This window comes from Streptomyces sp. NPDC001406 (assembly GCF_042895285.1).
GTDB lineage: Bacteria > Actinomycetota > Actinomycetes > Streptomycetales > Streptomycetaceae > Streptomyces.
Window position 1 is genome coordinate 124,456 of sequence record NZ_JBIAWG010000017.1, and the last position, 26,891, is coordinate 151,346.

Genomic DNA, 26,891 nt, shown 5'->3' on the forward strand with positions numbered 1-26,891 from the left:
GCGGCCATGGACGGCACGCCTCCTCTCATCCGCGTCATGACCCTCGCCGACTGCGACCGCGTCTCCGAGATACGCATCCGTGGCTGGCAGAGCGCCTACCAAGGGCTCATGCCGCAGTCCTACCTCGACGGGCTCAGCGTGGCGGAGGACGCCGAGCGGCGGCGCGCCCGCTTCTCCCGGCACACGGGGGACGGGGTGGTGAACCTGGTCGCCGAGCGGGGCGGCGAGGTCGTCGGCTGGGCGGCGTACGGGCCGTACCGGGACGGTGAAAGGCGTACCGGGGACGGTGAGTTGTACGCGATCTACGTCGACTCCGCGCACCTGGGGAGCGGTGTCGGACGGGCGCTGCTGGAGAGCTCGGTGCGGCGGTGCGCGCCCGTGCACACCCGTATGTATCTGTGGGTCCTCAAGGAGAACAAGCGCGCCCGGCGCTTCTACGAGCGAGCGGGATTCCGCGCCGACGGCACCGAGGAGCCCTTCGAGGTGGACGGCGTCGCCGTGCCCGAGGTGCGGTATGGGACGGAGCTGCCCCGCTGACCGCAGGTCACCTCGGCTTCGGGATTCGGGCCAGTGCGTGTACGGCTGCCTCGGCGAGGGTCGGGTGGGCCAGTGCCTCGCTGAGGACGCGTCTCGCGCGGGCGTCGCCGAGCGTGCCGAGGCCCTCCACGCAGGCGAGGGCCACCCGGCGATAGGGGTCGTGCGGACGCAGCCGGCGCTCCAGGGTGGTGATCAGCGCGGGCACGGCCTCGGGGGCGCGCAGCTCGACCAGGAGCCGTACGGGATGCAGGGCGTAGGCGACGCGCAGTTCGTTGGTGGCCAGGGCGGCGGCCGCGCGGGCCGTGCGGGGGTCGTCGAGCCGGGCGAGGGCGTAGGCGGCGGAGGCGCAGCGCGGCGGATCGCGGTGGTTGAGCAGCAGCACGAGGGACTCGAAGGCGCGCCGGTCGCCCACCACCCCCAGCCGGAACGCGGCCAGCTCCCGCGCCCACAGCGGCTGTCCGGGCGCGGTGAGCACATCGGCCAGTTCGTCGTGGTCCCCCGTCGCCAGCAGACGCTCGTACGCCGCCGTGCCGCGCGACTCCTGCCGTAGACGCTCCGTGAGCGATCGCAACTCTTCGTCCACGAAGCCCACATTAGGCGGGTCGTGCGGCGGTGGGGACCTACATCACAAACTCGGGGGCTGGCGCGCTCGTTACCCACCGGTTAAGCTCATACGAGCGAGACACCCACTCGCACATCTGCTTACGACGGTTTGGTGACGCAGCCGTCGTGAGTGCAGGTCGGTTCGGTACCTCACGTACCACCAGTACGACTCGGCTTCGGGACAGAGCCGGTCGGTTCTCAGCCGCTCCCCGGGCGTGTGCGCGCCCGTGGCGGACGGCACCGGGCGTGTGCGCTTGCAGCCCGGTTACACCCGCACTCCTCTCCGCACCCGGTGCGCCCCTTCGGCGCACCTGGGCGCGTTCATCAGTCGTCACCCTCATCTCCAGGAGTCCCGCGATGGCCACTCCCCTGTCCGACACCCCTCTGTCCCCGCTCAACACCATTGCCGTCGTCGGCCTCGGCACCATGGGCACCGGCATCACCGAAGTCCTCGCGAAGGCCGGCCGCCAGGTCATCGGCATCGACATCAGCGAGGCCGCAGCCGCCCAGTCGCTCGCCGCCCTGGAGTCCTCCACCACCCGCGCCGTGGAGCGCGAGCGGCTGACCGAGCAGGAGCGCACGGAACTGCTCGCCCGCGTCCGCACCTCCACCGACCTGCGCGCCGCCGCCGACGCCGACCTCGTCATCGAGGTGGCCCCGGAGTCGTACGAGACCAAGCACCAGATCTTCCGTGAACTGGACGGCATCGTCCGCCCGGAGACCATCCTCGCGACCGGCACCAACGCCCTCTCGGTGACCCGGCTCGCCGCCGACTCCGCGCGCCCCGAGCGCGTGCTCGGCCTGCACTTCTTCAACCCGGCCCCGGCGATGCGCCTGGTCGAGGTCGTCTCCTGCGTGCTGACCGCGCCGCAGGCCGTCGCCGCGGTCACGGACCTCGCCATCGAGCTCGGCAAGGAGCCGGTCGCCGTCGGTGACCGCCCCGGGTTCGTCGCGGACGGGCTGCTGTTCGGCTACCTCAACCAGGCCGCCGCGATGTACGAGGCGAAGTACGCCTCCCGCGAGGACATCGACGCCGCGATGCGGCTCGGCTGCGGTCTGCCGATGGGCCCGCTGGCCCTGCTCGACCTGATCGGCATCGACACCGCCCGAACCGTCCTGGAGGCCATGTACGCCGAGTCCCGCGACCGGCTGCACGCCCCCGCCCCGATCCTCAAGCAGCTCAGCGAGGCGGGCCTGACCGGCCGCAAGTCCGGCCGCGGCTTCTACACCTACGAGGCGCCGGGCAGCGCCACGGTCGTGCGGGACGCGCTGACCCCGCTGGAGGGCGGCACCCTCACGCAGGGCCGTTCCGTCCACTCGGTCGGTGTCGCGGGTTCCGGCACCATGGCCTCCGGCATCGCCGAGGTCTTCGCCAAGGCCGGCTACCAGGTGGTCCTCGCCGCGCGCAGCGACGAGAAGGCGCAGGCCGCGAAGGCCCGCATCGGCAAGTCTCTGGCGCGCAGCGTCGACAAGGGGCGTATGACCGCCGAGGCCGCCGCGAAGACCCTGGACCTGATCACGCCGGCGGGTTCCTACGAGGCCTTCGCCGAGGTCGACCTGGCCGTCGAGGCCGTCGCCGAGGACCTGGAGATCAAGCAGCAGCTGTTCGCGACGCTGGACAAGGTCTGCAAGCCGGGCGCGGTCCTGGCGACCACCACGTCCTCGCTGCCCGTCGTGGCCTGCGCGCGCGCCACCTCGCGTCCGCAGGACGTGATCGGCATGCACTTCTTCAACCCGGCACCGGCCATGAAGCTCGTCGAGGTCGTCCGTACGGTGCTGACGACCGACGACGTCCACGCAACGGTCCGCGAGGTCTGCGGCAGGATCAAGAAGCACGCCGTCGACTGTGGTGACCGGGCCGGATTCATCGTCAACGCGCTGCTCTTCCCGTACCTCAACAACGCGATCAAGATGGTGCAGGAGCACTATGCGTCGCTTGACGACATCGACGCGGCGATGAAGCTGGGCGGCGGCTACCCGATGGGCCCGTTCGAGCTCCTGGACGTGGTCGGGCTCGATGTCTCCCTGGCGATCGAGAAGGTCCTGCACCGCGAGTTCCGCGAGCCGGGCCTCGCTCCGGCGCCGCTCCTGGAGCACCTGGTGGCCGCGGGCTGCCTCGGCCGCAAGACCGGCCGCGGCTTCCGCGAATATGCCCGCCGCTAGGGGACGTCCCGTGGATCCGGCTGACTCCGAGGAGCAGTCTCTCTCAGCGGACCCGAGCGGGGCCATGGGGGTCCCCTCTGCTCGAGCGCAGTCGAGAGCTCGGGGGAGCGTGCAGCTGCAAGGCGGAGGAGGGAGTCGACGCGATGGGGGTCCCCCTTGTTCGAGCGCAGTCGAGAACTTGGGGGAGCCTGCGAGTGACGACAACGCCGCTGGGGGTGCCCCCTCTGGGGGAGTGAGTGCCAGGCCCCGCGACCCCGGCGGGATCCACGGGACGCCCCCTAGGCGCCCAGGCGACTGGTTCGACGACGAGAGGGAGTGGGGCGGGCTGCTCGGCCCCACTGGCGGCCCCCCGCCCCTCGCGGGCGGGGGAAACCCGGGGCATGCGCATCGAGCTGCGCACATGCAGTACGTTCGGGTCATGTCCCAGCCCGCCAAGTCCTCACGTACACCAGCTACGCCCGACGCGCCGGAAAGTGCCGCAGGCAGTCGCGCGGCCGCCCAGCGGCTCAAGATGCGCCGAGAACTGGCGGCCGCGGCGATGGAGCTGTTCGCGACCAAGGGGTACGAGGCGACCACCGTCGACGAGATCGCGGCCGCGGCCGGGGTCGCGCGCCGCACGTTCTTCCGCCACTTCCGCTCCAAGGAAGAGGCGATCTTCCCGGACCACGACGACACCTTGATCCGCGCCGAGGCGGTGCTCAACGCCGCCCCCGCGCACGAGCATCCGCTCGACACGGTGTGCCGCGGGATCAAGGAAGTCATGAAGATGTACGCGGGCCGGCCGGAGATCTCGGTCGCCCGCTACAAGCTCACGCGCGAGGTGCCCACCCTGCGCGAGGCCGAGATCGCGTCGGTGGCCCGCTACGAGCGCCTCTTCACCCGCTACCTCCTCGGCCACTTCGACGAGCACGCGCACGACGACGACGCCAACGACGACCCGCTGCTCGCCGAGGTCGCCGCGTCCGCCGTCGTCACCGCCCACAACCACGTCCTGCGGCGCTGGCTGCGGGCGGGCGGCCAGGGGGACGTCGAGGCACAGCTCGACCACGCCTTCGCGATCGTACGGAAGACGTTCGGCACCGGGATCGAAGCCGGGCGCACCTCGGTGCCCAGGCCTGCGGCCGTCCCGGCGGCGGTCGCCGCCCAGGGCGAGGTCCTGGTCACCGTCGCCCGTACCGACGCGCCCCTCGACGAGGTCATGCGGACCATCGAGGAGGCGCTCAGGGACCGCTGAGGCCTCCTCGCCGCTGTGATGACGGCCACCCCTCGGGGTGGCCGTTTTGGCATGTCAGGGGAGCTTTTCGAGCGGATTTCAAGAGCCGTTCGATCGATCATCGCTCATTTGTTACGTAAAGATTTCATCTGAGGTCAAGTTCTGGCACTCAGTGCCTTGCCGGATGACACGCGGTGTCATACGTTGAAGGAGTCCGGGCGGCCGGCGCGCAGAGACCATTCGTGCGCCGGCTGTCCCAGCAAGCCAATGGCCTGCGCGCCCGGACGCCTGCGTCACAGGCAACCTCCCGCGCCACAAAGCGCTGCCGAAGCACCACCCCGCCGAACCGACGGCACTTCACCACCAAAACCCTCAGCAGCACCGACGAACCCTCAGCGCCCCTCCCTCAGGGCGCTCACCGCCGGAGGCAACACCGTGACCATGAAGGACATCCTGGACGCGATCCAGTCGCCGGAATCCACACCGGCCGACTTCGCCGCTCTGCAACTCCCCGAGTCGTACCGTGCGATCACCGTGCACAAGGACGAGACGGAGATGTTCGCGGGTCTTCAGACCCGCGACAAGGACCCGCGCAAGTCGCTCCACCTCGACGAGGTCGCCGTGCCCGAGCTCGGCCCGGGCGAGGCCCTGGTGGCCGTCATGGCCTCCTCGGTCAACTACAACTCGGTGTGGACCTCGATCTTCGAGCCGCTGCCGACCTTCGGCTTCCTGGAGCGCTACGGCAAGCTCAGCGAGCTCACCAAGCGCCACGACCTGCCGTACCACATCATCGGCTCCGACCTCGCGGGCGTCGTCCTGCGCACCGGCCCGGGCGTCAACGCCTGGAAGCCCGGTGACGAGGTCGTCGCCCACTGTCTGTCCGTCGAGCTGGAGTCCAGCGACGGCCACAACGACACGATGCTCGACCCCGAGCAGCGCATCTGGGGCTTCGAGACCAACTTCGGCGGCCTCGCCGAGATCGCCCTGGTCAAGTCCAACCAGCTGATGCCGAAGCCCGGCCACCTCAGCTGGGAGGAGGCCGCGGCCCCGGGCCTGGTCAACTCGACCGCCTACCGCCAGCTGGTCTCCCGCAACGGCGCCGGCATGAAGCAGGGCGACAACGTCCTGATCTGGGGCGCGAGCGGCGGCCTCGGCTCGTACGCCACCCAGTTCGCGCTGGCCGGCGGCGCCAACCCGATCTGTGTCGTCTCCAGCGACCAGAAGGCGGACATCTGCCGCTCGATGGGCGCCGAGGCGATCATCGACCGCAACGCCGAGGGCTACAGGTTCTGGAAGGACGAGAACACCCAGGACCCGAAGGAGTGGAAGCGCCTCGGCAAGCGCATCCGCGAGCTGACCGGCGGCGAGGACGTCGACATCGTCTTCGAGCACCCGGGCCGCGAGACCTTCGGCGCCTCGGTCTACGTCACCCGCAAGGGCGGCACGATCGTCACCTGCGCCTCCACCTCGGGCTACAACCACGAGTACGACAACCGCTACCTGTGGATGTCCCTGAAGCGGATCATCGGCTCGCACTTCGCCAACTACCGCGAGGCCTGGGAGGCCAACCGGCTCATCGCGAAGGGCAAGATCCACCCGACGCTGTCGAAGGTGTACTCCCTGGAGGACACCGGCCAGGCCGCGTACGACGTGCACCGCAACCTCCACCAGGGCAAGGTCGGCGTGCTGTGCCTGGCCCCCGAGGAGGGCCAGGGCGTGCGCGACGAGGAGATGCGTGCCAAGCACATCGACGCCATCAACCGCTTCCGCAACATCTGAGCGCCCCCCGAGCAACCCGAGGTCACAGATGACTGAGCGTCAGCCTGCCGAGGCGAAGCGGGAGAAGGACCGGCCGTGGCTCATGCGCACGTATGCCGGCCACTCCACCGCCGAGGCGTCCAACGAGCTGTACCGGCGCAACCTCGCCAAGGGCCAGACCGGCCTGTCGGTGGCGTTCGACCTGCCGACGCAGACCGGCTACGACCCCGACCACATCCTCGCCCGCGGCGAGGTCGGCCGGGTCGGGGTCCCGGTCTCGCACCTCGGTGACATGCGCCGGCTGTTCCAGGACATCCCCCTGGAGCAGATGAACACCTCGATGACCATCAACGCCACCGCCATGTGGCTGCTGGCGCTCTACCAGGTCGTCGCGGAGGAGCAGGGCGCGGACATCACCAAGCTCCAGGGGACGACCCAGAACGACATCGTCAAGGAGTACCTGTCCCGGGGCACGCACGTGTTCCCGCCGGGGCCCTCGCTCCGGCTGACGACGGACATGATCGCGTACACGGTCTCCCACATCCCGAAGTGGAACCCGATCAACATCTGCAGCTACCACCTGCAGGAGGCCGGGGCCACGCCGGTGCAGGAGATCGCGTACGCGATGTCCACCGCGATCGCCGTCCTCGACGCCGTGCGCGACTCCGGCCAAGTGCCGCAGGAGCGCATGGGCGACGTGGTCGCGCGCATCTCCTTCTTCGTGAACGCGGGCGTCCGCTTCGTCGAGGAGATGTGCAAGATGCGCGCCTTCGGCCGCATCTGGGACAAGGTCACGCACGAGCGGTACGGCATCGAGAACCCCAAGCAGCGCCGGTTCCGGTACGGCGTCCAGGTCAACTCGCTCGGGCTGACCGAGGCGCAGCCGGAGAACAACGTCCAGCGGATCGTGCTCGAAATGCTGGCCGTGACCCTCTCCAAGGACGCACGCGCGCGTGCCGTCCAGCTCCCGGCCTGGAACGAGGCCCTGGGCCTGCCCCGCCCCTGGGACCAGCAGTGGTCGCTGCGCATCCAGCAGGTGCTGGCGCACGAGAGCGATCTGCTGGAGTACGAGGACATCTTCGAGGGCTCGCACGTCATCGAGGCGAAGGTGGCCCAGCTGGTCGAGGACTCCCTCGCGGAGATCGACCGGATCCAGGAGATGGGCGGCGCGATGGCCGCCGTCGAGTCCGGCTACCTCAAGTCGCAGCTGGTCGCCTCGCACGCCGAGCGCCGGGCCCGGATCGAATCCGGGCAGGAGAAGATCGTCGGCGTCAACATCTTCGAGACGACCGAGCCGAACCCGCTGACCGCCGACCTGGACACCGCGATCCAGACGGTCGACCCGGCGGTCGAGGCCCGGGTCGTCGAGGCCATCGGACACTGGCGCGACACGCGCTACCAGGCGCCCTTCAACCACCCGCGCCCGTGCAAGGCGCTGGAGCGGCTGAAGGAGGCCGCCAAGGGCACCGAGAACCTCATGGAGGCCACGCTGGAGTGCGCCCGCGCCGGGGTCACGACCGGCGAGTGGGCGGGCGCGCTGCGGGAGATCTTCGGCGAGTTCCGCGCCCCCACGGGCGTCTCGTCCGCGCCGGTGGCCGTCCCCGTCGAGCAGGGCTCGGCACTGGCCGAGGTCCGCGCGAAGGTGGACGCCACCGCCCGCGACCTGGGCGCCGGCAAGTTGCGCTTCCTGGTCGGCAAGCCCGGCCTGGACGGCCACTCCAACGGCGCCGAGCAGATCGCCGTACGGGCCCGTGACGCCGGTTTCGAAGTGGTCTACCAGGGCATCCGGCTGACGCCCGAGCAGATCGTGGACGCGGCCCTCGCCGAGGACGTGCACGCGGTCGGCCTGTCCATCCTCTCCGGGTCGCACGCCCAGCTCGTTCCGGACGTGCTGGAACGCCTCCGTGTGGCCGGTGCCACAGATATACCGGTGATCGCCGGTGGCATCATCCCGAATGGCGACGCCGAAGAGCTGCGGGCCGCCGGAGTCGCCGCGGTCTTCACCCCGAAGGACTTCGACATCACCGGCATCATCGGCCGCATCGTCGACGAGATCCGGAAAGCGAACAAGCTCGACCCCCTGGAGGTCCCCGCATGACCACGCCCGTCAACCGTCTGCGTCCGCGGCGCTCGTGCCTCGCGGTTCCGGGAAGCAACCCCCGCTTCCTGGAGAAGGCGCAGGGCCTCCCGGCCGACCAGGTCTTCCTGGACCTGGAGGACGCGTGCGCACCGCTCGCCAAGCCCGAGGCGCGGCACACCATCGTCAAGTTCCTCAACGAGGGCGACTGGACCGGCAAGACCCGGGTCGTGCGCGTCAACGACTGGACGACCGAGTGGACGTACCGCGACGTCGTGACCGTGGTCGAGGGCGCGGGTCAGAACCTCGACTGCATCATGCTGCCGAAGGTGCAGACGGCCCAGCAGGTGGTCGCCCTGGACCTGCTGCTGACGCAGATCGAGAAGACGATGGGCTTCGAGGTCGGCAAGATCGGCATCGAGGCGCAGATCGAGAACGCGCAGGGTCTGAACAACGTCAACGAGATCGCGACGGCCTCCCAGCGCGTCGAGACGATCATCTTCGGCCCGGCCGACTTCATGGCGTCCATCAACATGAAGTCGCTGGTCGTGGGCGAGCAGCCGCCCGGCTACCCGGCGGACGCCTACCACTACATCCTGATGAAGATCCTGATGGCCGCCCGCGCCAACAACCTGCAGGCGATCGACGGCCCCTACCTGCAGATCCGCAACATCGACGGCTACCGCGAGGTCGCCCAGCGCGCCGCCGCCCTCGGCTTCGACGGCAAGTGGGTGCTGCACCCGGGCCAGGTCGAGGCGTCCAACGAGATCTTCTCGCCCTCCCAGGAGGACTACGACCACGCCGAGCTGATCCTGGACGCGTACGACTACTACACGTCCGAGGCGGGCGGCAAGAAGGGCTCCGCGATGCTCGGCGACGAGATGATCGACGAGGCCAGCCGCAAGATGGCCCTGGTCATCTCCGGCAAGGGCCGCGCCGCCGGCATGCAGCGCACGTCGAAGTTCGAGATCCCGGAGGCCTGAGCGCCATGCAGTTCGGACGCACCTACGAGGAGTTCGAGGTCGGGGCGACGTACAAGCACTGGCCGGGCAAGACGGTCACGGAGTACGACGACCACCTGTTCTGTCTCCTCACCATGAACCACCACCCGCTCCACATGGACACCAACTATGCGGAGAAGACGACGGACTTCGGCAAGAACGTCGTCGTGGGCAACTACATCTACTCCCTCCTGCTCGGCATGTCCGTCCCGGACATCTCCGGCAAGGCGATCGCCAACCTGGAGATCGAGTCGCTCAAGCACGTGGCGCCGACCTTCCACGGCGACACGATCTACGGCCAGACGACCGTGCTCGACAAGTGGCCGTCGAAGTCGAAGGACGACCGCGGCATCGTCTACGTCGAGACCAAGGGCTACAAGCAGGACGGCACCCTGGTGTGCGTCTTCCGCCGCAAGGTCATGGTGCCCACCGAGACGTACATCAAGGAGCGCGGCGGCGAGCAGCCGGGCCGCCCCGAGCTGAAGCAGCAGGAGAAGTAGAGATGGCCCGACTCGCCCAGACCGCCGGTCTGACCGACGTCCAGCAGGAGATCCTCTCCACCGTCCGCGACTTCGTGGACAAGGAGATCCTCCCGGTCGCGACCGAGCTGGAACACCGCGACGAGTACCCGCAGCAGATCGTGGACGGCCTGAAGGAACTCGGCCTCTTCGGTCTGATGATCCCCGAGGAGTACGGGGGCCTGGGCGAGTCGCTCCTCACCTACGCCCTGTGCGTCGAGGAGATCGCCCGTGGCTGGATGTCGGTCTCCGGCATCATCAACACGCACTTCATCGTCGCGTACATGCTCAAGCAGCACGGCACGCAGGAGCAGAAGGACCACTTCCTGCCGCGCATGGCGGCCGGCGACATCCGGGGCGCGTTCTCGATGTCGGAGCCGGGCCTCGGCTCGGATGTGTCGGCGATCACGTCCAAGGCGGTCAAGGACGGCGACGAGTACGTCCTGAACGGCCAGAAGATGTGGCTGACCAACGGCGGCACCTCGTCCCTGGTGGCCGTTCTGGTCCGAAGTGACGAAGGACACCCCGAGGGCACGGCGCCCCACAAGTCCATGACGACCTTCCTGGTGGAGAAGGAGCCCGGCTTCGGCGAGGTCCGCCCGGGTCTGACCATCCCCGGCAAGATCGATAAGATGGGCTACAAGGGTGTCGACACCACCGAGCTCATCATGGACGGTCTGCGCATTCCGGCCGATCGGGTGCTCGGCGGCGTCACCGGCCGAGGTTTTTACCAAATGATGGACGGAGTCGAGGTCGGCCGGGTCAACGTGGCCGCCCGTGGCTGCGGCGTCGCCCAGCGTGCCTTCGAGCTCGGCATCCGGTACGCCCAGCAGCGTCACACTTTCGGCAAGCCGATCGCCCAGCACCAGGCCATCCAGTTCAAGCTCGCGGAGATGGCCACCAAGGTCGAGGCCGCGCATGCCATGATGGTCAACGCGGCACGCAAAAAGGACTCCGGGGAACGAAACGACCTTGAGGCAGGGATGGCGAAGTACCTCGCCTCCGAGTACTGCAAGGAGGTCGTGGAGGACGCCTTCCGGATCCACGGCGGCTACGGCTTCTCCAAGGAGTACGAGATCGAGCGCCTCTACCGCGAGGCCCCGATGCTGCTGATCGGTGAAGGTACCGCCGAGATCCAGAAAATGATCATCGGGCGCAGGCTGCTCGAAGAGTATCGGTTCCAAGGCTGATTGTCCGGGTACGGGGTGTTTTCTTCGAGAAGAAGATCACACCCCGTTAACGGTCTTCAGCCGCCGACTCGGCTTCCTGGCTTGCCCAGTTGCGGCCCAGGACCGGTACGATCCCGGAAAGCCGCCGTCCCCTGTTCTTGCGCGGCATCATCCGCTACGAAGGTCATCCATGCCCCACAGCCAAACCTCTGCACATCGAGACAGCCTGGCCGGCGTACGCCTCGCGCGCGGAGCATCGCCGTGGCTCCTCCCGACCGTCGCCACCGCAGCCGTCAGCCTTCTGCGCGCCCGCCGCTCCGGCGCCGCCAAGGCCGTCGCCGTGCCCGCCACCGCGCTCGCGGCGGGCATGCTCTGGTTCTTCCGCGACCCCGAGCGCGAGATCGCCCCGGGCCGCGTCATCTCGCCCGCCGACGGTGTGGTGCAGAGCATCATGCCCTGGAAGGACGGGCGCACCCGCGTCGCGATCTTCATGAGCCCGCTCAACGTCCACGTGAACCGTGCGCCGCTCTCCGGCACGATCACGTCGGTCGAACACGTCCCCGGTGGCTTCGTTCCCGCCTTCAACAAGGAGAGCGAGAACAATGAGCGCGTAGTCTGGCATTTCGACACCGAACTCGGCGACATCGAGATGATCCAGATCGCCGGCGCGGTGGCCCGCCGTATCGTCCCGTACGTGCCCCAGGGCACGAAGGTCGAGCAGGGCGACCGTATCGGTCTGATCCGCTTCGGCTCGCGTGTCGACCTCTACCTGCCCGAGGGCGTGGAGGTCGCGGTCGAGGTCGGCCAGAAGACGGTGGCTGGGGTGACTCGCATTGACCGTGATTGATCCGGAGACACAGGCGGGCTGGGTGCCCGAGGCCGACGAGGTGGACGACGAGGAGGAGATGCCTCTCTCGCTCCGCCTCTCAATAGCGGACACCCTCACCCTCGGTAACGCCACGTGCGGCTTCATGGCGGTGTACTTCACCACCACCGGCATTCTGATCCCGCACCTGACGGGCAACGACGAGTCGGCCGGCATGGCTCGCCACTCGGCCGCCACCGCAGTCATCCTCATGCTCTGCGCGGCGGTCTTCGACCTGTTCGACGGCTTGGTGGCGCGCAAGCTGCGCAGCTCGCCGATGGGCGCGGAGCTGGACAACCTCTCCGACCTGATCAGCTTCGGCCTGGCGCCCGCGTACTTCGTCCTCGTCTACGGCATGGTGGCGGACGACGCGCACCAGAGAGTGGCGGCGCTCGGGGCAATCGTGGTGCTCTTGGCCGTCGTGCTCCGACTGGCCCGCTTCTCGTGCGTGACGCCGAGAAACGGGATGTTCCAGGGCATGCCGTCCCCGTTCGGCGCGCTGACGGTGGTCTCCATCGTCCTGCTGGAGCTTCCCTTCGTGGCGACGCTCCTGGCCATCCTGGGCACGGCGTGGCTGATGGTGAGCCGGGTGGAGTACCCGAAGCCGCGCGGCCGCCTGGCCGTGGCCATGCTGGCCTGGATCGTCCTGTCGATGGGCCTCCTGGCCGCCTGGGCCTTCGACGCCCCCAGCGGCCAGCTCCTCCTCCAGACGGGCTGCGCGCTGCAGCTGGTCATGGGCGCGGTGATCCCCCTGTTCGCCACGGCTCGCCGGGTGAACAACTTCCGCGACAACCGGCGGGAGGCGCGGGCGGCGCAGTTGCCGTAACGCCAGCCGCTGAGGGCCCCGGACCCGTTTGGGTCCGGGGCCCTTCGCTTTCCGGTCACCCGGCGCTGATGCCGACGACCGGGGGCCGCGCCCCCAGACCCCGCTGCCGGCCTGAACGGCCTCGTCCTCAAACGCCGGACGGGCTGGGTTGTGCCGGACGGGGCGAGGACTGGTCAGGGATGCAGGGGACGCAGTCCCCGCCGGGGGCCGGGGCGGAGCCCCGTGGCGGCGACTGCTTTCACCGAGTCGGGTAGGCGGGTGGGCGCAAGAAGTCCTCGGCGATGAGAGACGCGACCCGCTCAAGAATCGGCCCCGCATCCGCGATGCACTTCGCGACATCCGGCTCGACAGATGTCAGCGGATAGGCCCGCACGATCCCCGCCCCCTCCAGCTCCGCCGGCGCAAGCCCGAGCCTCCCGCACACGGCGACAACCTCCTTGCCCGCACGCCGCGCGGCCGCCGCAACCCCCGCCGGAGCCTTCCCGTGCAGCGTCTGCTCGTCCAGGGAACCCTCCCCGGTGATCACCAGCGACGCCCGCTCCAGCGCGGGCGCGAAGCCCAGCACGTCCAGCATGACCTCGATACCGGCCCGGAACCGCGCCCCCAGCAACAGCGCCCCGTACCCGATGCCACCCGCCGCCCCGGCCCCCGCCGACGCCGCATACTCCGCCGCCCGCGGCCCGACCGCGGCCTCGACCACCTTCGCGAAGTGCCCGAGCGCCGCGTCCAGCGCCTCCACATCGTCCGGCGAAGCCCCCTTCTGCGGGCCGTACACCGCCGGCGCACCCTTCGGCCCCGTCAGCGGATTGTCGACATCGCTCGCGAGCACCAGGTCGACCGAGGCCAGCCGAGGATCCAGACCGGACAGGTCCGCCCGCGCAAGATCGGCGAGCCCGCCCCCGCCCGGCGGCACCGGCTCCCCGTCCGCGTCCAGGAAGCGCGCGCCGAGCGCGGACAGCATCCCCGCCCCACCGTCCGTCGTGGCACTGCCCCCGACGCCGAACACGATCGTCCGCGCCCCCGCGTCCAGCGCGGCCACCAGCAGCTCCCCCGAGCCGTACGTCGATCCCGTGAGCGGCGCGAAGACCCCGGCAGGCAACCGCTGCAGCCCACTCGCCTCCGCCATCTCCACGACCGCGGTGCCGCCGCGCAGCGCGAACGCGGCGGTGACCTCCTGCCCCAGCGGGCCCGCGACCCGGATCTCCCGCCGCTCGAAGCCGGCGGCGACCGCCGCGGCCACCGTCCCGTCGCCGCCGTCGGCCACCGGCAGTGACTCCACCTCGAGGCCCGGCACGACCCGGCGCAGTCCGGCCGTCACCCGCTCGGCGACCTCGACGGCCGTCAGTGAGCCCTTGAACTTGTCCGCGGCGATGAGCACCCTTCGGGTCTCGTTCACAGCAGCGTCCGCCACCTTGCATTCCCCTTGCTCTCCGGGCCCTCGCACAGCGGGGCCAGTCGCGCCGCTGCGACCATAACCGCAGGACACCCCCGCCGTCATGCCCCGCCCGAACCCTGAAAAGCCCCTGGGACGTCCCTGGGGAGCGCCTGGGATGCCGCTGGGAACTCCCTGTGCCACTCGCCCTGAACAGCCCCCAATACGGCACGCCCGCCCCCGAAATCGGGTAAACCGGAGCCATGACCCCTGTGGGCACTGAGCCAGAGCTCGCCGACCGCATCCTCGGGGGCTGGCTCGGCCGGATCGCGGGCAACATGCTCGGTAAACCGGTCGAGCAGGGCGACCTGTGGACGCGCGACCGCATCGACCGCTACCTACGGCAGGCCGCCGCCCTGCCCCTGACCGACTACCTCCCCGAGCCCGCCGACGACACCGACGGCCTCCAACTGCGCCCGGAGTGGCGCCAGTGCGTCCGCGGCCATATCCACGGCAGCTGCCGCGACGACGACGTCGACTACGCGATCCTGGGTCTGCACCTCCTGGAGACCCACGGCTTCGACTTCAGCACCGAGCAGGTCGGAGACCTGTGGCTGCTGCGGCTGCCGTATCTGCAGACCTTCACGGCGGAGCGCGCGGCCTACCGCAATCTCGCCAACGGTCTGAAGCCGCCGCTGACGGCGACGTACGAGAACCCGTACCAGGAGTGGATCGGCGCCCTGATCCGCGCCGACGTCTACGGCTGGACCTGCCCGGACGCCCCGCAGCGCGCGGCCTCCCTGGCCCGCCGGGACGCCGTGCTGTCCCACACCGGCAACGGTGTGTACGGCGCGATGTGGGCCGCGGCACTGATCGCGGCGGCGTTCACGGCACCGACCGTGCGGCACGCGATCGACACCGCGCTCACCGTCGTACCGGCGACCTGCCGCCTGGCGCGTACCGTACGCCGGGTCATGTCCCTCCATGAGACCCGCCTGACCTGGGAGGACACGCTCACGACCGTCTCCGAGGAGACCGCGGGCCTCGGCTGGATCCACACCATCCCGAACGCCGCCGTCCTCACCGCCGGGCTCCTGTACGGCGACGGCGACTTCACCCGCACCATCACGCTCACCGTCCGCGGCGGCCTGGACACCGACTCCAACGGCGCGACGGCGGGTTCGGTGGCCGGGGTGCTGACCGGCGCGGCGGCCATCCCGGCCCAGTGGAAGGACCCGCTGGAGGACACCGTGCGCAGCGCGGTGTTCGGCTTCGACGGCGTCCGGATCAGCGACCTGGCGGAGCGGACGCTGCGCCTGGCCGGGGCGGCGGTCCAGCCGACCCATACGGCGGTGTAGCCGACGTCCGGCCGAGGGGTAAGGCGACGAACCGGTCGACGAACCCCTCGCCACCGGCCCCGAGTTCGCCACCCTGTGGAACGACCGGGCTGGTTACCCTTCCTCGAGTGACCACCACTCAAGACTTCGCCACGTACATCGCGGGCCTCCCCCGCATCCTCGCCGGGGCGGCCGCCCTGTTCCGCGACGCCGAGGACCGGGTGCTGCTCGTCGAGCCCAACTACCGCGAGGGCTGGGCACTTCCGGGCGGCACCATCGAGTCCGACGACGGGGAGACACCGCGCCAGGGCGCCCGCCGTGAGACGGCCGAGGAGATCGGCCTCGACCGCGAGCTCGGGCGACTGCTCGCGGTGGACTGGGTGCACGGCACGGGACGGCCGCCGCTGGTGGCGTATCTGTACGACGGCGGGATCCTCGCCGAGTCCGAGTTCGCGGCGATCGAGCTCCAGGAGGAGGAGCTGCTGTCCTGGCGTCTGGTCCCCCGCGAGGAGCTTTCCGCCCATCTGCCCGGCGCCCTGGGCCGCCGCGTCCTGGCCGCACTGGACGTCCTGGCACAGGGCTCGGGAACGGCGGAGCTGGAGAACGGCCACCGGGTGGTCTGACGGCGGCCCCGCGGCCACCGCTCGCGGGTCATGCGGGCGGCAGAGACTGCTCCGTCCAGACGGTCTTGCCGTCGTGGGTGTAGCGGGTGCCCCATCGCTCCGTGAGCTGCGCGACCAGGAAGAGCCCGCGCCCGCCCTCGTCCGTGCTCTGGGCCCGTCTGAGGTGCGGGGAGGTGTGGCTGCTGTCGGACACCTCGCAGAGCAGACACTGCGTACGGATCAGGCGCAGCGTGATGGGGCCCTCCGCGTACCGGTAGGTGTTGGTGACAAGCTCGCTGGCGACCAGCTCGGTGGTGAAGGCCAGCTCCTCCAGTCCCCATTCGGTCAGTTTCGCCGTGACCAGCTCCCTGGCGCGGGCGGCGGCGGTCGCCTCCAGGGGCAGCTGCCACGAGACGACGTTCTCCGGCGGCAGCACCCGGGTACGGGCGATGAGCAGCGCGATGTCGTCGGCGGGGACCTGGCCGACGGGCAGCAGCGCTTCGATCACGGCGTGGCAGGTGTCGTCCAGCGGATCGGTGGAGTGGGCGAGGCATGCGCGCAGGTTCTCCAGCGCGGCGTCGATGTCGCCGCTGCGCGCCTCCAGGAGGCCGTTGGTGTAGAGCGCGAGCAGGCTGCCCTCGGGGAGGTCGAGGTCGTCCGTTTCGAACGGCAGTCCGCCCAGACCGAGCGGCGGCCCCGCGGGCGGGTCGAGCACGGTCACCTCGCCGTCCGGTGTGGACACCAGGGGCGCCGGGTGGCCGGCGCGGGCCAGGGAGCAGTGCCGGGAGACCGGGTCGTAGACCGCGTAGAGGCAGGTGGCGCCGAGCACCTGCTCGTCCGCCGACCCGTTGCCGTCGGCGTGCGCCTCCACCTCGGTGGCCAGCAGGCTGACCAGATCGTCCAGCCGCGCCATCACCTCGCCGGGTTCGAGGTCGAGGCTGGCCAGGGTGCGCACGGCGGCCCGCAGGCGGCCCATCGAGGCCGCGGCGTGGATGCCGTGGCCGACCACGTCCCCCACGACGAGCGCGACCCGGGCTCCCGACAGCGGGATCACGTCGAACCAGTCACCGCCGATACCCGGTTCACCGCTCGCCGGGAGGTATCGGCAGGCCACCTCGACGGCCGGCAGGTCGGACACCGCGCTCGGCAGCAGACTGCGCTGGAGGGTCAGCGCGGCGCTCTGCTGCTGGGTGAAGCGGCGCGCGTTGTCGATGCAGACGGCCGCACGCGAGGAGATCTCCTGGGCCACCGCAGCATCGTCGTCCTCGAAGGGCTCCGAGTGGCGCGCCCGCCACAGGCTCACCACGCCCAGTACCAGTCCGCGCGCCACCAGGGGCACCGCGATCAGCGAATGAACGCCGAGACCCGCGGCGACCTCGACCCGTCGCCGGTCCATGGCGTACCACTCGGCGCGCAGGGACAGCTGCCGGTCGAGAATCGTGCGCCGCTCGGCCAGGCACCGCGCCTGCGCCGACTCCGGAAGGAGCGGGACCACCTCGCCCTCGTGGAACGGTATGCGGCGCTCCGGGGGCGAGAGTGCCACTCGGAGCAGCGGGCCCTTCACACCGGGGGGTGGTTCGTCACCCAGTGTCACCGGCTTCAGGAGGTCCACGGAGCAGTAGTCGGCCAGGCCGTCGACGGCCACCTCGGCCAGTTCCCGGGCGGTCCGGATCACGTCCAGTGAGTTGCCGACCCGGGCGCTCGCCTCGTTCAGCAGGGCGAGCCTGCGCTGGGCCCGGTGGCGGTCGGTGACGTCCTCGATCGTCTCGGCCACGCCGAGAACCCGGCCGGAGGGGTCCTCCATCCGGAACGCGGAGACGGACACGATCCGCTCCCGGCCGGGATCGTGGCGTGCCCGGGCGGACTGTTCCGTGAAGATCAACGGCTCACCGGTCTCCAGGACGTGCCGTACGCGGTCATCGGCCCGACCCGCGTCCTCGTCGACCATGAATTCCCGGGGGTGATGGCCCACCGGCGCCTCGGCCGGGACGCCGCTCGCCTTTTCGACCGCGCGGTTGACCCGGAGCACTCTCCTGTCCGGGCCGTAGGTCACCAGACCGATCGGGGACCGGCGGTACAGGCCGTCCAGCAGCGCACGGTCCCGCTGCCAGGCGATGACCTCGGCGGCAGGGGCTCCGACCAGGACCCACTCCCGGCTGTCCCCGTCCCGGGTGATGGCACGGGCCCGAAAGCCCATCTGGACCCGCCGTCCGTCGCGGTGCCGGACGGACAGGATCCCGAACCAGCCCCCCGTCCGCACGGCGTCCACGACGACGGACCGCGCGGCAGGCAGATCACGGGCGTCGATCAGGACGTCCCGCCACGCCCGTCCGATCACTTCCTTGGCCGAATAGCCCAGCAGTTCCTCTGCACGTGCACTCCAGCCGACCACGGTGCCGTGGTCGTCGAACACAGCCGAGGCGCCATGTCCGAGAGCGAACGGATCCTCCGGACTCTCACTGAAAAGCATCGACGGCGTCCCCATCAGCCACCACCTTGCCTCCGTGACTCCGATGTTCCTCCCCCCGCTCTCCGTCCGCGACTCCCCGTCCCTCGCGGCCCCGCGGATCCCCGCCCCATCGGCGCCCCGAATATCCGTTCGCCCCACAGAGGCAGCCGTCCTACTCTCGGCCCATGACCAAGCCCCTCGTCGCGATCCTGAGCGGCGCCGGTATCTCCACGGACTCCGGCATCCCTGACTACCGCGGTCCGAACGGCCTGTGGCGGCGGGACCCCGAGGCCGAGAAGCTCGTGACGTACGAGTACTACATGGGCGACCCCGACATCCGGCGACGCTCCTGGCAGATGCGACGCAAGAACCGCACCCTGAAGGCCGAACCCAACGCCGCGCACCTTGCCGTCGCCGAGCTGGAGAAGTCCGGGATCCCGGTACGGGTGATCACGCAGAACGTGGACGGCCTGCACCAGCTCGCCGGGATGCCCGCCCGCAAGGTGCTGGAGCTGCACGGCACCGTCCGCAGTGTCGTGTGCACGAAGTGTCACGCCCGTGGTCCGATGGATGACGCGCTGGCCCGGGTGGAGGCCGGCGAGGAGGACCCGCCCTGCCTGAAGTGCGGCGGCATCCTCAAGTCGGCGACCGTGATGTTCGGCGAACGCCTCGACCCGGTCGTCCTCGGGGAAGCCATGGCGATCACCAAGGCCTGCACCGTCTTCATCGCCGTCGGCTCCAGCCTCCAGGTACAGCCCGCCGCCGGCCTCGCAGGCGTCGCCGCCGACAACGGCGCCCGGCTCGTCATCGTCAACGCCGAGCCGACGCCGTACGACGACCGGGCCGACGAGGTGATCCGCGAGCCGATCGGCAGCGCGCTGCCCAAGCTGCTGGAAGGGATGCGGAACGGTTAGAAGAGGCCGGCGCCCCGTTCGAGTTCCAGCAGGCGCTGCTTGCGGGGCAGGCCGCCGCCGTAGCCCGTGAGGCTGCCGTTCGCGCCGATGACGCGGTGGCAGGGGACGATGATGCCGATCGGGTTCTTCCCGTTGGCGAGGCCGACCGCGCGGGAGGCCCGGGGATTGCCGAGGGCTTCGGCGAGTTCGCCGTACGAGCGGGTCACGCCGTAGGGGATCAGCCGCAGTTGTTCCCAGACGCTGCGCTGGAAGGGGGTGCCGTTCAGGCGGAGTTCGAGGGTGAACTCCTTCAACTCGCCCTTGAAGTAGGCGGTGAGCTGTTCCTCTGTCTCGGTGAACAGGTCGTCGTCGCGGGTGCCGAAGGTCTCCTCGGGCGGGCGGTGGCGTTGGTCCTCCATGTAGAGGCCGCAGAGGGTGCCGTCCTCGGCGATGAGGGTGAGGGGGCCGTACGGGCTGTCGGTGACGGTGTGGTTTTTCACGGCAAGGTCCTTACACGGGAAGGAAGTTGATCGGGTGGCTGTCGGTCGCCCACAGGTACTGGACGGCGTAGGCCCGCCAGGGGCGCCAGGCCGCCGCGCGTGCGGTGAGGGCGGCCGGAGTGCCGGGCAGGCCCAACTCCTGGGCGGCGCGCCGGATTCCGAGGTCGGTGGGGAGAAAGGCGTCGGGGTCGCCGAGGGCGCGCATGGCGATGACGTCGACGGTCCAGGGGCCGAAGCCTGGAAGTTCCAAAAGCTTGGCGCGGGCTTCCGCCCAGTCGCTCTCCACTCCCAAGTGGATTGTGCCGTCGGCCAGTTGCGCGACCAGTGTGGTGAAGGTGGTGCGGCGGGTGCGTGGCATCGCCAGTTGGTCGGGATCGAGGGCGGCGAGTGCCTCGGGGGCCGGGAAGAGGTGGGTCAGGCCGCCTTCCGGGTCGTCGACCGGCTTGCCGTACGCGGTGACCAGGCGGGCCGCGTGGGTGCGGGCGGCCGCGGTGGAGACCTGCTGGCCGAGTACGGCGCGGACGGCGAACTCGTCCTCGTCGACGGTGCGCGGCACGCGTCGGCCCGGGGCCTTGTCGACCAGCGGCGCCAGGAACGGGTCCGTGCGCAGTTGGTCGTCGACCGCGACCGGGTCGGCGTCCAGGTCGAGCAGGCGTCGGCAGCGGCTGATGGCGACGGTCAGATCACGCAGGTCGCTGAGGGTGAGGCGGCAGGCGATGTGGTCGGGTTCGGGGGTCAGGGCCACGATTCCATGGCCGTACGGCAGGCGCAGCGTCCGCCGGTAGGCGCCGCCGCGCCACTCCTCGACGCCCGGTACGGCGGTGGCCGCGAGATGGCCGAAGAGGTTGTCGGGGTTGAGCGGGGCGCGGAAGGGCAGGCGCAGGGACAGCGCGCCCGGGGCGCTTCCGGTCTGCCTCTTCGGTGCACGGGCGCGCAGCTCGCTCGGGGAGAGGGCGAAGACCTCGCGCACGGTGTCGTTGAAGGTGCGGATCGAGGAGAAGCCGGCCGCGAAGGCGATCTCCGCCATCGGCAGCGGGGTCGTCTCGACGAGGATCCGGGCGGTCTGGGCGCGCTGGGCGCGGGCGAGCGCGAGGGGGCCGGCGCCCAGTTCGGCGAGCAGTTGGCGTTCGACCTGCCGGGTGCTGTAGCCGAGACGGGTGGCGAGTCCGGGCACACCCTCGCGGTCCACCACACCGTCGGCGATCAGCCGCATGGCGCGGGCCACCAGGTCGGCGCGCTGGTTCCACTCCGGGGAACCGGGGCTGGTGTCGGGCCGGCAGCGCTTGCAGGCCCGGAAACCGGCCTGCTGACAGGCTGCCGCGCTCGGGTAGAACGTCATGTTGTCCGGCTTGGGCGGTACCACCGGGCAGCTGGGCCGGCAGTAGATACGTGTCGTCACCACGGCCGTGAAGAACCATCCGTCGAACCGCGCGTCCTTGGACTGCACGGCCCGCACACATCGATCCCGATCGAGGTGCATCCCTTTCTGCATGTGTCCAGCATCGGCCACGGGCCGGGCGGCCGCTGGCGAGAATCCGACACCTGCCTTGCCGGACCAGGACGGCTGGTCGGGCCTGGCCGGAGCCGTCAGGAGCAGGCGTAGCCGAAGGTCGCCTGCGCCTCGACCGGCTTTCGCTGGTGCGCGATCCGCAGGCGGGCGGTGCCCCGGAAGCTGCCGGGGCCGCGGACCGTCCAGCGCAGGTGCACGGTGACCCTGCGGTCTCCGCTGTGGGCCATGTGCACCAGCTCGCCGGAGTCGTGGCCGTCGCTGCGCAGCCAGTGGTACGTCACCGGGCCGCCGCGACCGTCGGTGGTCACGACGCCCACCAGATCGGCGGTCTGCCCGCAGTGCAACCGCCCGGCGGGCGCCTGGACTTCGACCGCCGTGACCGTCGGGGCGGGGCTCGGGCGCAGAAGCAGCCAGAGCAGGACCGCAGCGATCGTCAGGACGGCGGTCGTGGCCATCCAGCCCCGGCGTCTTCGGCGTTGGCGCCGGTCGGGGTCAGGAGGCAGGTGCGGCGTGCCCCACTGCGCGCGGAGGGTGTCCTGGGCCTCGACGGGGATGCCGGGGCCGAAGCGCAGGAGGATCTCGCCGTCGTCCTCCGAGGGCAAAGACGGTGCGGTCGCCGGGGATTCGGCCGGGACGCGGTTGCGTCTGCCGAGGACGGTGGCCTGGTCGTCCGGGGCGGCGGTGAGGTGGGCCTGGTCCGGGACGGTGCGGGAGCGGGCGCGGCTGGGCATGGTGAGCTGATCGTCCGGCGTGGCACGGTGGTCCGCTTCGGGTGCTACGGGCTTGGAGGCGGTGGGGGCGGGGTCGGAGTCGGCGCCCCCGCTGACCGACCCCGTGCCCGCCGCCGACGGCGCCTCGGTGATCTCCGGTGCCGCCGCTGCCACCGCCGCGCGGAGTGCCGTACGGCGCAGGAAGTCGGCCGGAAGCGCCGCTCGCCCGGAGACCAGTGCCGCCCGGGCTGCCGCAAGGCCCTCGGCAGCGGCCGTGGTGGAGCAGTGTGCGAGCAGGGCCGCGGCGGGCGTGCCGCCGGGCGCCCAGGTCTCGCCGAGAGTGCGGCACAGCCCGGCCCAGGCCACGATGTCGGCCTCGCGATGCGCGCGGTCCGGGGCGTCGCCCAGCACCGCGCCCAGTGCGGCCCCGGCGAGCAGGGCGACACCGTCGGGGGCGAGGACGACGGTGTCCGTGTCCAGGGCCCCGTGGGCGAGGCCGGCGGCGTGGAGTGCGAGCAGGGTCTGCGCGGTCTCGTTCAGGACGCTGGCCGCGCTCCCCGCGTCGAGGTCCGGTCCGTCGCCGGCCAGCAGGTCCGCGAGCGTGGGAGCCGGTGGCCGGGCGGTGATCAGCCAGACCTCCCCGGCCTCCGCGACGAGGTCGACCGTGCCGAGCACCCCGGGCAGCCGGAGCCGGGCCACGGCGAGCACCGCGGACGCCAGCCGCTCGCGTGTGCCCTCCGGGGCGAGCAGGGCGCGGTCGATGCGCAGCGCGCCGAGCGCGGGCTCGCCGGACCCGGCCGGGAGCAGCGCGTGCCAGGTGCCGTGGCGGGCGTCGCGCGACCAGCCCGACAGGGGTCGCCCGGCGACGGTGGTGGCTGTCATCGTGTCGGTCCGTTCTCGTTCTCGCTCGGTACGGCGCTCAGCACGGCGGCGCGTCCAGGGAAGCCGTCTGCGGTCCGTTCGCGGCCGCCGGAGTGCTGGTGAGCGTGACCATCCAGGTGCCCCGGCACGGGTGGTTGGAGAAGTCGGCCACGAAGGTCACGGGGTAGTGCGTGCTGCCGGACAGCTTCTGGGTCTGGTTGCCGTAGGGATCGGCGGGCGTGTCCACGTAGTAGTCGGCCGTGACGGTCACGGGCCCGGTGCCGGTCGTGTCGACGGTGACGTCGGCGACGAGCGTGCCGGGGGTCTGCCCCCGCTGCCAGGAGCCGATGGTGATCGTGATCGTGCCCGGGGTGGGTGTGGCCGGGCTCGCGGTGGTCGGCTTGGGGGACTCCGTCGGCGGGGCGGTGCTCGCGGTGGGGGTGGGTGAGGCCGTCGGGCCGTCCGAAGGGGTTCCGGTCGGGGTGGTGTCGGCCGTGGGAGAGTCACCGGTCGGGGACGTGGAGGGTGAAGAGACTGGAATTGTCGGGGAGTTGACCTTCGAGGGCACCGAACTGGCCACCGTCGTCGACGTGTCGTGCGGGCGGGCCGCCACGGAAGTCAGCCCGCCGGCGACGACCGCCAGCGCGGCGGCTCCGGCGGCGGCCTTCCAGCCACTTCGGCGCAATCGGCCGAGCAGCGTCAGGGCCCGGGCCGGAGCGTCAATGGTCGCCGTCGCGGTGAACGGGAACAGCAGGGCGAGCAGCGCGGTGAGTTCGGCGAGTCTGCGGCGTCCGCGCTCCTCCCAGTCGGCGCCGTACCCCTCGACGGCGGACCGCTCCAGGTCGGCGAGGAAGTCCTCGATGCCCGGCCGCTGCGCCGGGTCCTTGGCCATCCCCCGGAGCAGCAGCCCGCGTACGGGCGCGGGTACGTCGTCCAGGGGGACGGGGGCCCTCAGGTGCTGCAGGCGCAGGGCGGTCACGTCGTCGCCGGTGAACGGGCGGCGCCCGGTCAGGCACTCGTGGAACACCGCCGCCGCGGCGTACACATCGCCCGCGGGTCCCGCCGGTTCGCCCTGCCACTGCTCGGGTGCCATGTAGGCGGGCGTGCCGGCGGCCTCGGTCTCGCGTCCGGTGCGTACGGCGATACCGAAGTCGGCGAGCGCGCTGGTGCCGTCGGCGCGGACCAGCACGTTCTCCGGCTTGTAGTCGCGGTGGACCACCCCGGCCGTGTGGGCCGCGCCGAGCCCCAGCAGCGAGCCCTTGAGCAGCACCAGGGCGGCCTCGGGGCCGGTCGCCCCGTGCCGGCGCAGCAGTTGGCGGAGGCTGACGCCGTCCACCGCCTCCATCACGATGGCGGCACCGCCGCGCGCCTCGACGTACTCGTACAGCCGCACGACGCACGGGTGCCGCAACTCGCCCAGCAGCCGGGCCTCCGCGCGGAAGCGGGCGAGGAACTCGCGGTCGCCGCGCAGGCGTTCGCCGAGGTACTTGATCGCTACGGGTACCCCGGTCGCGGTGTGCCGGGCCAGTACGACCCGTCCGCCGGCGCCCTCGCCGAGCGTACGCACGCCTTCGTAACCGGGGACGGCCCACTGGCCGGGTCTGCCGGTGTCCTCGGTCATACCGTTCCCTCCACGGCCGCGCCCATTGCCGCAGCCGGTGCCGCGTCCCGCGCGTCGCGTCGGCGCCGCACCCGGCGGGCCAGCCACCGCACCGGCGCGGACCACACCGGGAAGGCCACCAGGGCGACCACGACGGTCTCGATGACCGTGGTCCACGGCTGGGACAGCCACCCGTCCAGCAGGTCGCCGATCCGGGAGCGCCAGGCCAGCAGGGCGAGGACCAGGAAGCCGTACGTCCCGACGACGACCGCGAGTCCGTACGCGGCCATGCCCGCCTGCCGCGGACCTGGCCGGCTGCCCGCGCGCAGGTCCTGCCAGAGTCCCTTACGGAAGTACGCGCTCGCCTCCTCGCGCAGGCGCGGCACGCGCAGCGCGTCGGTCAGGGCCTGGTAACCGTCCAGCGGCATCAGGGGGTTGAAGTTGTAGAGCGTGTTCAGATAGAGCCCGAAGGCCAGTTGGAAGAGGACCGCCGAGGCCGGTCCGGCGGGCAGGAAGGCCGCGCCCGCCGCGCACCAGCCGGCCAGTGCCGCCGTCGACAGCGGTCCGGACAGCGCCACGACGACCCGCGACCGGCGGGTGCCGAACCACATGTCGCTGGTGTCCACGAACGCGAACGGCATGCCCATCATGAGCAGGAACCCGCCGCGCCGGACCTTGCGGCCGTACGACTTCACGGCCAGGGCGTGCGTCAACTCGTGCACGACGAGGGCGGAGATGTATCCGGCGGCGAGCAGCACCGGGCCCCAGACGCCCGCTCCCCCGAAGTCCAGCAGGTGCTGCCTGCCCTGGGCGACGAAGAACGCGGCGAGGCCGCCGACCACCGACAGCCAGACCAGCGTCACGCCGGTGCGGGTGAAGAACCGCCAGCCGAAGGCGTGGTAGACGCGGGTGACGGACTTGTCGAGGCCGGGGACCGAGACCTCCAGCTTCAGCAGCGCCCGGTACACGGCGTGTGCCACGCGCCGCCAGCCCTTCCGCTCCGCCTCCTCGGGGCCGCCGGGCAGGCCACGCAGCAGTCCCGCGTTCGCGAACGCGGCGAGCGCCGCCTCGATGCGCGGCAGGGCCAGCTCGCCGAAGCGGTCGGCGTAGGCGAACAGCAGGTCCCGTACGGTGTTCTCGCCGTCGACGGCGTGCCAGAGGAAGACCTCGCGCTCGTCCAGCTCCAGGTACACGCCGGTGCGGGTGTTGTTCAGCACCCAGCGGGGTTCGCCGCGGTCGGTGGGCACCTGCTTGAGCGCCCAGCCGGAGCGGCGGCGGGGGCGTGCGGTGAGCGGGCCGTTCGCCTCCGGCGCCGCCTCCTGTACGGCGGTGGGGAGTTGGGTGAGCTGGGTGCCGACGACCTGGGTGCGCTGGCCGATGTGGGCCGCGCGGGGCTGCTCGAACAGCAGGCGTACGTCGCCGACGGACAGCTCGGTGCCGTCGGCGAGGTGAGCCGCACCGCCGTGCAGATCGACGCCGGTCACGGCCGTGCCGTTGAACGAGTCCAGGTCCTCGACCCGGAAGCCCGACTCGGTACGGACGATCCGGGCGTGGCTGCGGGACACGCTGGCGTCGGACAGGACGACGTCGTTGTCCGCGCCCCGGCCCAGCGTGGTGACCGGGCCGGTGAGCGGGACGAGCAGGGTGGGGTCGTCGAGTCCGCGCAGATGCGGCGCGGCGTACGACGTCGGTGCCGCACCGCGGCGGAGGGTGCCGCAGTGCAGGCAGTACGGGAAGTCGCGTCGCACATGGACGCGGCAGGCGTGGCAGAGCATGCGTCGGCTCAGCCCGCGCCGGAGCCGCTGATGAACGTTCCGTCGGCGAAGCCGCCGTCCGTGTCGGGCGCGGGCGCGGAGGGCGACAGGTGTGTGGCGACGTCGCCGATGCGGGAGGCGCCGGGGAGGTTCACACCGCCACGCACGGTCTCGGAGCCGGCGCCGATGGTTTCCCGGCCACGGCCGCCGTTCTCGCCACCGCCGCCTTCACCGCCGCCGGAGGGGCGGTCGCCGTTCTCGCCGCTGCCACCGCCTTCACCGCCACCGCCGCCACCACCTGCGCCGCCGCCCTCGCCGCCACCATGGCCGCCGCTTCCGGAGGGGCGGTCGCCGTTCTCACCGCTGCCACCGCCGCCTTCACCTCCGCCGGAACCGCCGCCGCCCTCGCCACCGCCGTCACCGCCACCATGGCCGCCACCACCGGAGGGACGGTCGCCGTTCTCACCGCTGCCACCACCGCCTTCACCTCCGCCGGAACCGCCGCCGCCCTCGCCACCGCCGTCACCGCCACCATGGCCGCCACCACCGGAGGGACGGTCGCCGTTCTCACCG

21 protein-coding genes and 1 pseudogene are annotated in these 26,891 nt (G+C 71.3%); 14 read left to right on the plus strand and 8 right to left on the minus strand.

What is annotated here, in order from left to right; genetic code table 11:
* Nucleotides 1–6: 6 nt before the first annotated feature.
* On the plus strand, nt 7–537 hold the full coding sequence (locus ACFY1J_RS35360; RefSeq protein WP_390732620.1) for a GNAT family N-acetyltransferase: 531 nt from the start codon (nt 7–9) through the stop codon (nt 535–537).
* Nucleotides 538–544: 7 nt separating this feature from the next.
* On the opposite strand, the gene ACFY1J_RS35365 is transcribed toward ACFY1J_RS35360, so the two are convergent.
* Nucleotides 545–1,120 (minus strand): adenylosuccinate lyase, encoded by a 576-nt coding sequence (locus tag ACFY1J_RS35365; protein WP_390707089.1) that lies wholly within the window; start codon nt 1,118–1,120, stop codon nt 545–547.
* Nucleotides 1,121–1,497: 377 nt separating this feature from the next.
* On the opposite strand from ACFY1J_RS35365, the gene ACFY1J_RS35370 reads away from it, so the two are divergent.
* The 9 genes from ACFY1J_RS35370 (at nt 1,498) to pssA (ending at nt 12,730) form a co-directional block, all read left to right on the plus strand.
* Nucleotides 1,498–3,303 carry a 3-hydroxyacyl-CoA dehydrogenase family protein gene (locus ACFY1J_RS35370; RefSeq protein ID WP_390732621.1) on the plus strand — a complete coding sequence of 602 codons (1,806 nt, stop codon included), beginning with the start codon at nt 1,498–1,500 and terminating at the stop codon, nt 3,301–3,303.
* Between the two features lie 400 nt (nt 3,304–3,703).
* A complete protein-coding gene (locus tag ACFY1J_RS35375) occupies nt 3,704–4,537 on the plus strand; it encodes a TetR family transcriptional regulator (RefSeq protein WP_390732622.1) in 834 nt (277 codons plus the stop codon).
* Nucleotides 4,538–4,957: 420 nt separating this feature from the next.
* On the plus strand, nt 4,958–6,295 hold the full coding sequence (gene ccrA, locus ACFY1J_RS35380; RefSeq protein ID WP_390732653.1) for a crotonyl-CoA carboxylase/reductase: 1,338 nt from the start codon (nt 4,958–4,960) through the stop codon (nt 6,293–6,295).
* A 28-nt stretch (nt 6,296–6,323) separates the two neighbouring features.
* On the plus strand, nt 6,324–8,372 hold the full coding sequence (locus tag ACFY1J_RS35385) for a protein meaA (RefSeq protein WP_390707092.1): 2,049 nt from the start codon (nt 6,324–6,326) through the stop codon (nt 8,370–8,372).
* A complete protein-coding gene (locus tag ACFY1J_RS35390) occupies nt 8,369–9,334 on the plus strand; it encodes a CoA ester lyase (RefSeq protein ID WP_099932428.1) in 966 nt (321 codons plus the stop codon). Before ACFY1J_RS35385 ends, ACFY1J_RS35390 begins: the two co-directional genes overlap by 4 nt.
* Nucleotides 9,335–9,339: 5 nt before the next feature.
* Nucleotides 9,340–9,852, plus strand: a complete 513-nt coding sequence (locus tag ACFY1J_RS35395; RefSeq protein WP_145884642.1) for a MaoC family dehydratase — start codon at nt 9,340–9,342, stop codon at nt 9,850–9,852.
* 2 nt (nt 9,853–9,854) lie between these two features.
* Nucleotides 9,855–11,060: an acyl-CoA dehydrogenase family protein gene (locus ACFY1J_RS35400; protein ID WP_390707093.1), complete on the plus strand. Its 1,206-nt coding sequence runs from the start codon at nt 9,855–9,857 to the stop codon at nt 11,058–11,060.
* Between the two features lie 169 nt (nt 11,061–11,229).
* Nucleotides 11,230–11,886 (plus strand): phosphatidylserine decarboxylase, encoded by a 657-nt coding sequence (locus ACFY1J_RS35405; RefSeq protein WP_316755659.1) that lies wholly within the window; start codon nt 11,230–11,232, stop codon nt 11,884–11,886.
* A gap of 22 nt (nt 11,887–11,908) precedes the next feature.
* Nucleotides 11,909–12,730 carry a CDP-diacylglycerol--serine O-phosphatidyltransferase gene (pssA, locus tag ACFY1J_RS35410; protein ID WP_263216781.1) on the plus strand — a complete coding sequence of 274 codons (822 nt, stop codon included), beginning with the start codon at nt 11,909–11,911 and terminating at the stop codon, nt 12,728–12,730.
* A 238-nt stretch (nt 12,731–12,968) separates the two neighbouring features.
* Here pssA and ACFY1J_RS35415 read toward each other — a convergent pair whose 3' ends face one another.
* Nucleotides 12,969–14,108, minus strand: a complete 1,140-nt coding sequence (locus ACFY1J_RS35415) for a glycerate kinase (protein ID WP_390707595.1) — start codon at nt 14,106–14,108, stop codon at nt 12,969–12,971.
* A gap of 257 nt (nt 14,109–14,365) precedes the next feature.
* Between ACFY1J_RS35415 and ACFY1J_RS35420 the strand changes: the two genes are divergently transcribed.
* Nucleotides 14,366–15,460, plus strand: coding sequence for an ADP-ribosylglycohydrolase family protein (locus tag ACFY1J_RS35420; protein ID WP_390707094.1), 1,095 nt, complete (start codon nt 14,366–14,368; stop codon nt 15,458–15,460).
* 107 nt (nt 15,461–15,567) lie between these two features.
* A complete protein-coding gene (locus tag ACFY1J_RS35425) occupies nt 15,568–16,062 on the plus strand; it encodes an NUDIX domain-containing protein (protein ID WP_390707095.1) in 495 nt (164 codons plus the stop codon).
* Between the two features lie 28 nt (nt 16,063–16,090).
* On the opposite strand, the gene ACFY1J_RS35430 is transcribed toward ACFY1J_RS35425, so the two are convergent.
* Nucleotides 16,091–18,511 (minus strand): SpoIIE family protein phosphatase, encoded by a 2,421-nt coding sequence (locus ACFY1J_RS35430; protein WP_390707096.1) that lies wholly within the window; start codon nt 18,509–18,511, stop codon nt 16,091–16,093.
* Nucleotides 18,512–18,675: 164 nt separating this feature from the next.
* Here ACFY1J_RS35430 and ACFY1J_RS35435 point away from each other — a divergent pair, with 164 nt between their 5' ends.
* Nucleotides 18,676–19,404, plus strand: coding sequence for an NAD-dependent deacetylase (locus ACFY1J_RS35435; protein WP_390707097.1), 729 nt, complete (start codon nt 18,676–18,678; stop codon nt 19,402–19,404).
* Here the strand turns inward: ACFY1J_RS35435 and ACFY1J_RS35440 are convergent.
* The 5 genes from ACFY1J_RS35440 to ACFY1J_RS35460 all read right to left on the minus strand — a co-directional run bounded on the left by ACFY1J_RS35440 (nt 19,401) and on the right by ACFY1J_RS35460 (nt 26,339).
* On the minus strand, nt 19,401–19,883 hold the full coding sequence (locus tag ACFY1J_RS35440; protein WP_390707098.1) for a methylated-DNA--[protein]-cysteine S-methyltransferase: 483 nt from the start codon (nt 19,881–19,883) through the stop codon (nt 19,401–19,403). The genes ACFY1J_RS35435 and ACFY1J_RS35440 overlap by 4 nt on opposite strands.
* Nucleotides 19,884–19,893: 10 nt before the next feature.
* Nucleotides 19,894–21,363 (minus strand): AlkA N-terminal domain-containing protein, encoded by a 1,470-nt coding sequence (locus ACFY1J_RS35445; RefSeq protein WP_390707596.1) that lies wholly within the window; start codon nt 21,361–21,363, stop codon nt 19,894–19,896.
* Nucleotides 21,364–21,470: 107 nt separating this feature from the next.
* Nucleotides 21,471–22,985 (minus strand): hypothetical protein, encoded by a 1,515-nt coding sequence (locus ACFY1J_RS35450; RefSeq protein ID WP_390707099.1) that lies wholly within the window; start codon nt 22,983–22,985, stop codon nt 21,471–21,473.
* Between the two features lie 37 nt (nt 22,986–23,022).
* A complete protein-coding gene (locus ACFY1J_RS35455) occupies nt 23,023–24,585 on the minus strand; it encodes a protein kinase (protein ID WP_390707100.1) in 1,563 nt (520 codons plus the stop codon).
* Nucleotides 24,582–26,339 carry an FHA domain-containing protein gene (locus tag ACFY1J_RS35460; protein WP_390707101.1) on the minus strand — a complete coding sequence of 586 codons (1,758 nt, stop codon included), beginning with the start codon at nt 26,337–26,339 and terminating at the stop codon, nt 24,582–24,584. The genes ACFY1J_RS35455 and ACFY1J_RS35460 overlap by 4 nt, the downstream gene beginning before the upstream one ends.
* 89 nt (nt 26,340–26,428) lie before the next feature.
* Between ACFY1J_RS35460 and ACFY1J_RS35465 the strand changes: the two are divergent.
* Nucleotides 26,429–26,891: pseudogene (locus ACFY1J_RS35465) on the plus strand (hypothetical protein); the annotation flags it as partial.

Coding starts and splice junctions, on each gene's coding strand:
- ACFY1J_RS35360 (WP_390732620.1), top strand. CDS start 7: ATGGACGGCACGCCTCCTCTCATCCGCGTCATGACCCTCGCCGACTGC.
- ACFY1J_RS35370 (WP_390732621.1), top strand. CDS start 1,498: ATGGCCACTCCCCTGTCCGACACCCCTCTGTCCCCGCTCAACACCATT.
- ACFY1J_RS35375 (WP_390732622.1), top strand. CDS start 3,704: ATGCAGTACGTTCGGGTCATGTCCCAGCCCGCCAAGTCCTCACGTACA.
- ccrA (WP_390732653.1), top strand. CDS start 4,958: ATGAAGGACATCCTGGACGCGATCCAGTCGCCGGAATCCACACCGGCC.
- ACFY1J_RS35385 (WP_390707092.1), top strand. CDS start 6,324: ATGACTGAGCGTCAGCCTGCCGAGGCGAAGCGGGAGAAGGACCGGCCG.
- ACFY1J_RS35390 (WP_099932428.1), top strand. CDS start 8,369: ATGACCACGCCCGTCAACCGTCTGCGTCCGCGGCGCTCGTGCCTCGCG.
- ACFY1J_RS35395 (WP_145884642.1), top strand. CDS start 9,340: ATGCAGTTCGGACGCACCTACGAGGAGTTCGAGGTCGGGGCGACGTAC.
- ACFY1J_RS35400 (WP_390707093.1), top strand. CDS start 9,855: ATGGCCCGACTCGCCCAGACCGCCGGTCTGACCGACGTCCAGCAGGAG.
- ACFY1J_RS35405 (WP_316755659.1), top strand. CDS start 11,230: ATGCCCCACAGCCAAACCTCTGCACATCGAGACAGCCTGGCCGGCGTA.
- ACFY1J_RS35420 (WP_390707094.1), top strand. CDS start 14,366: ATGACCCCTGTGGGCACTGAGCCAGAGCTCGCCGACCGCATCCTCGGG.
- ACFY1J_RS35430 (WP_390707096.1), bottom strand. CDS start 18,511: ATGCTTTTCAGTGAGAGTCCGGAGGATCCGTTCGCTCTCGGACATGGC.
- ACFY1J_RS35435 (WP_390707097.1), top strand. CDS start 18,676: ATGACCAAGCCCCTCGTCGCGATCCTGAGCGGCGCCGGTATCTCCACG.
- ACFY1J_RS35445 (WP_390707596.1), bottom strand. CDS start 21,363: ATGCACCTCGATCGGGATCGATGTGTGCGGGCCGTGCAGTCCAAGGAC.
- ACFY1J_RS35450 (WP_390707099.1), bottom strand. CDS start 22,985: ATGACAGCCACCACCGTCGCCGGGCGACCCCTGTCGGGCTGGTCGCGC.
- ACFY1J_RS35455 (WP_390707100.1), bottom strand. CDS start 24,585: ATGACCGAGGACACCGGCAGACCCGGCCAGTGGGCCGTCCCCGGTTAC.
- ACFY1J_RS35460 (WP_390707101.1), bottom strand. CDS start 26,339: ATGCTCTGCCACGCCTGCCGCGTCCATGTGCGACGCGACTTCCCGTAC.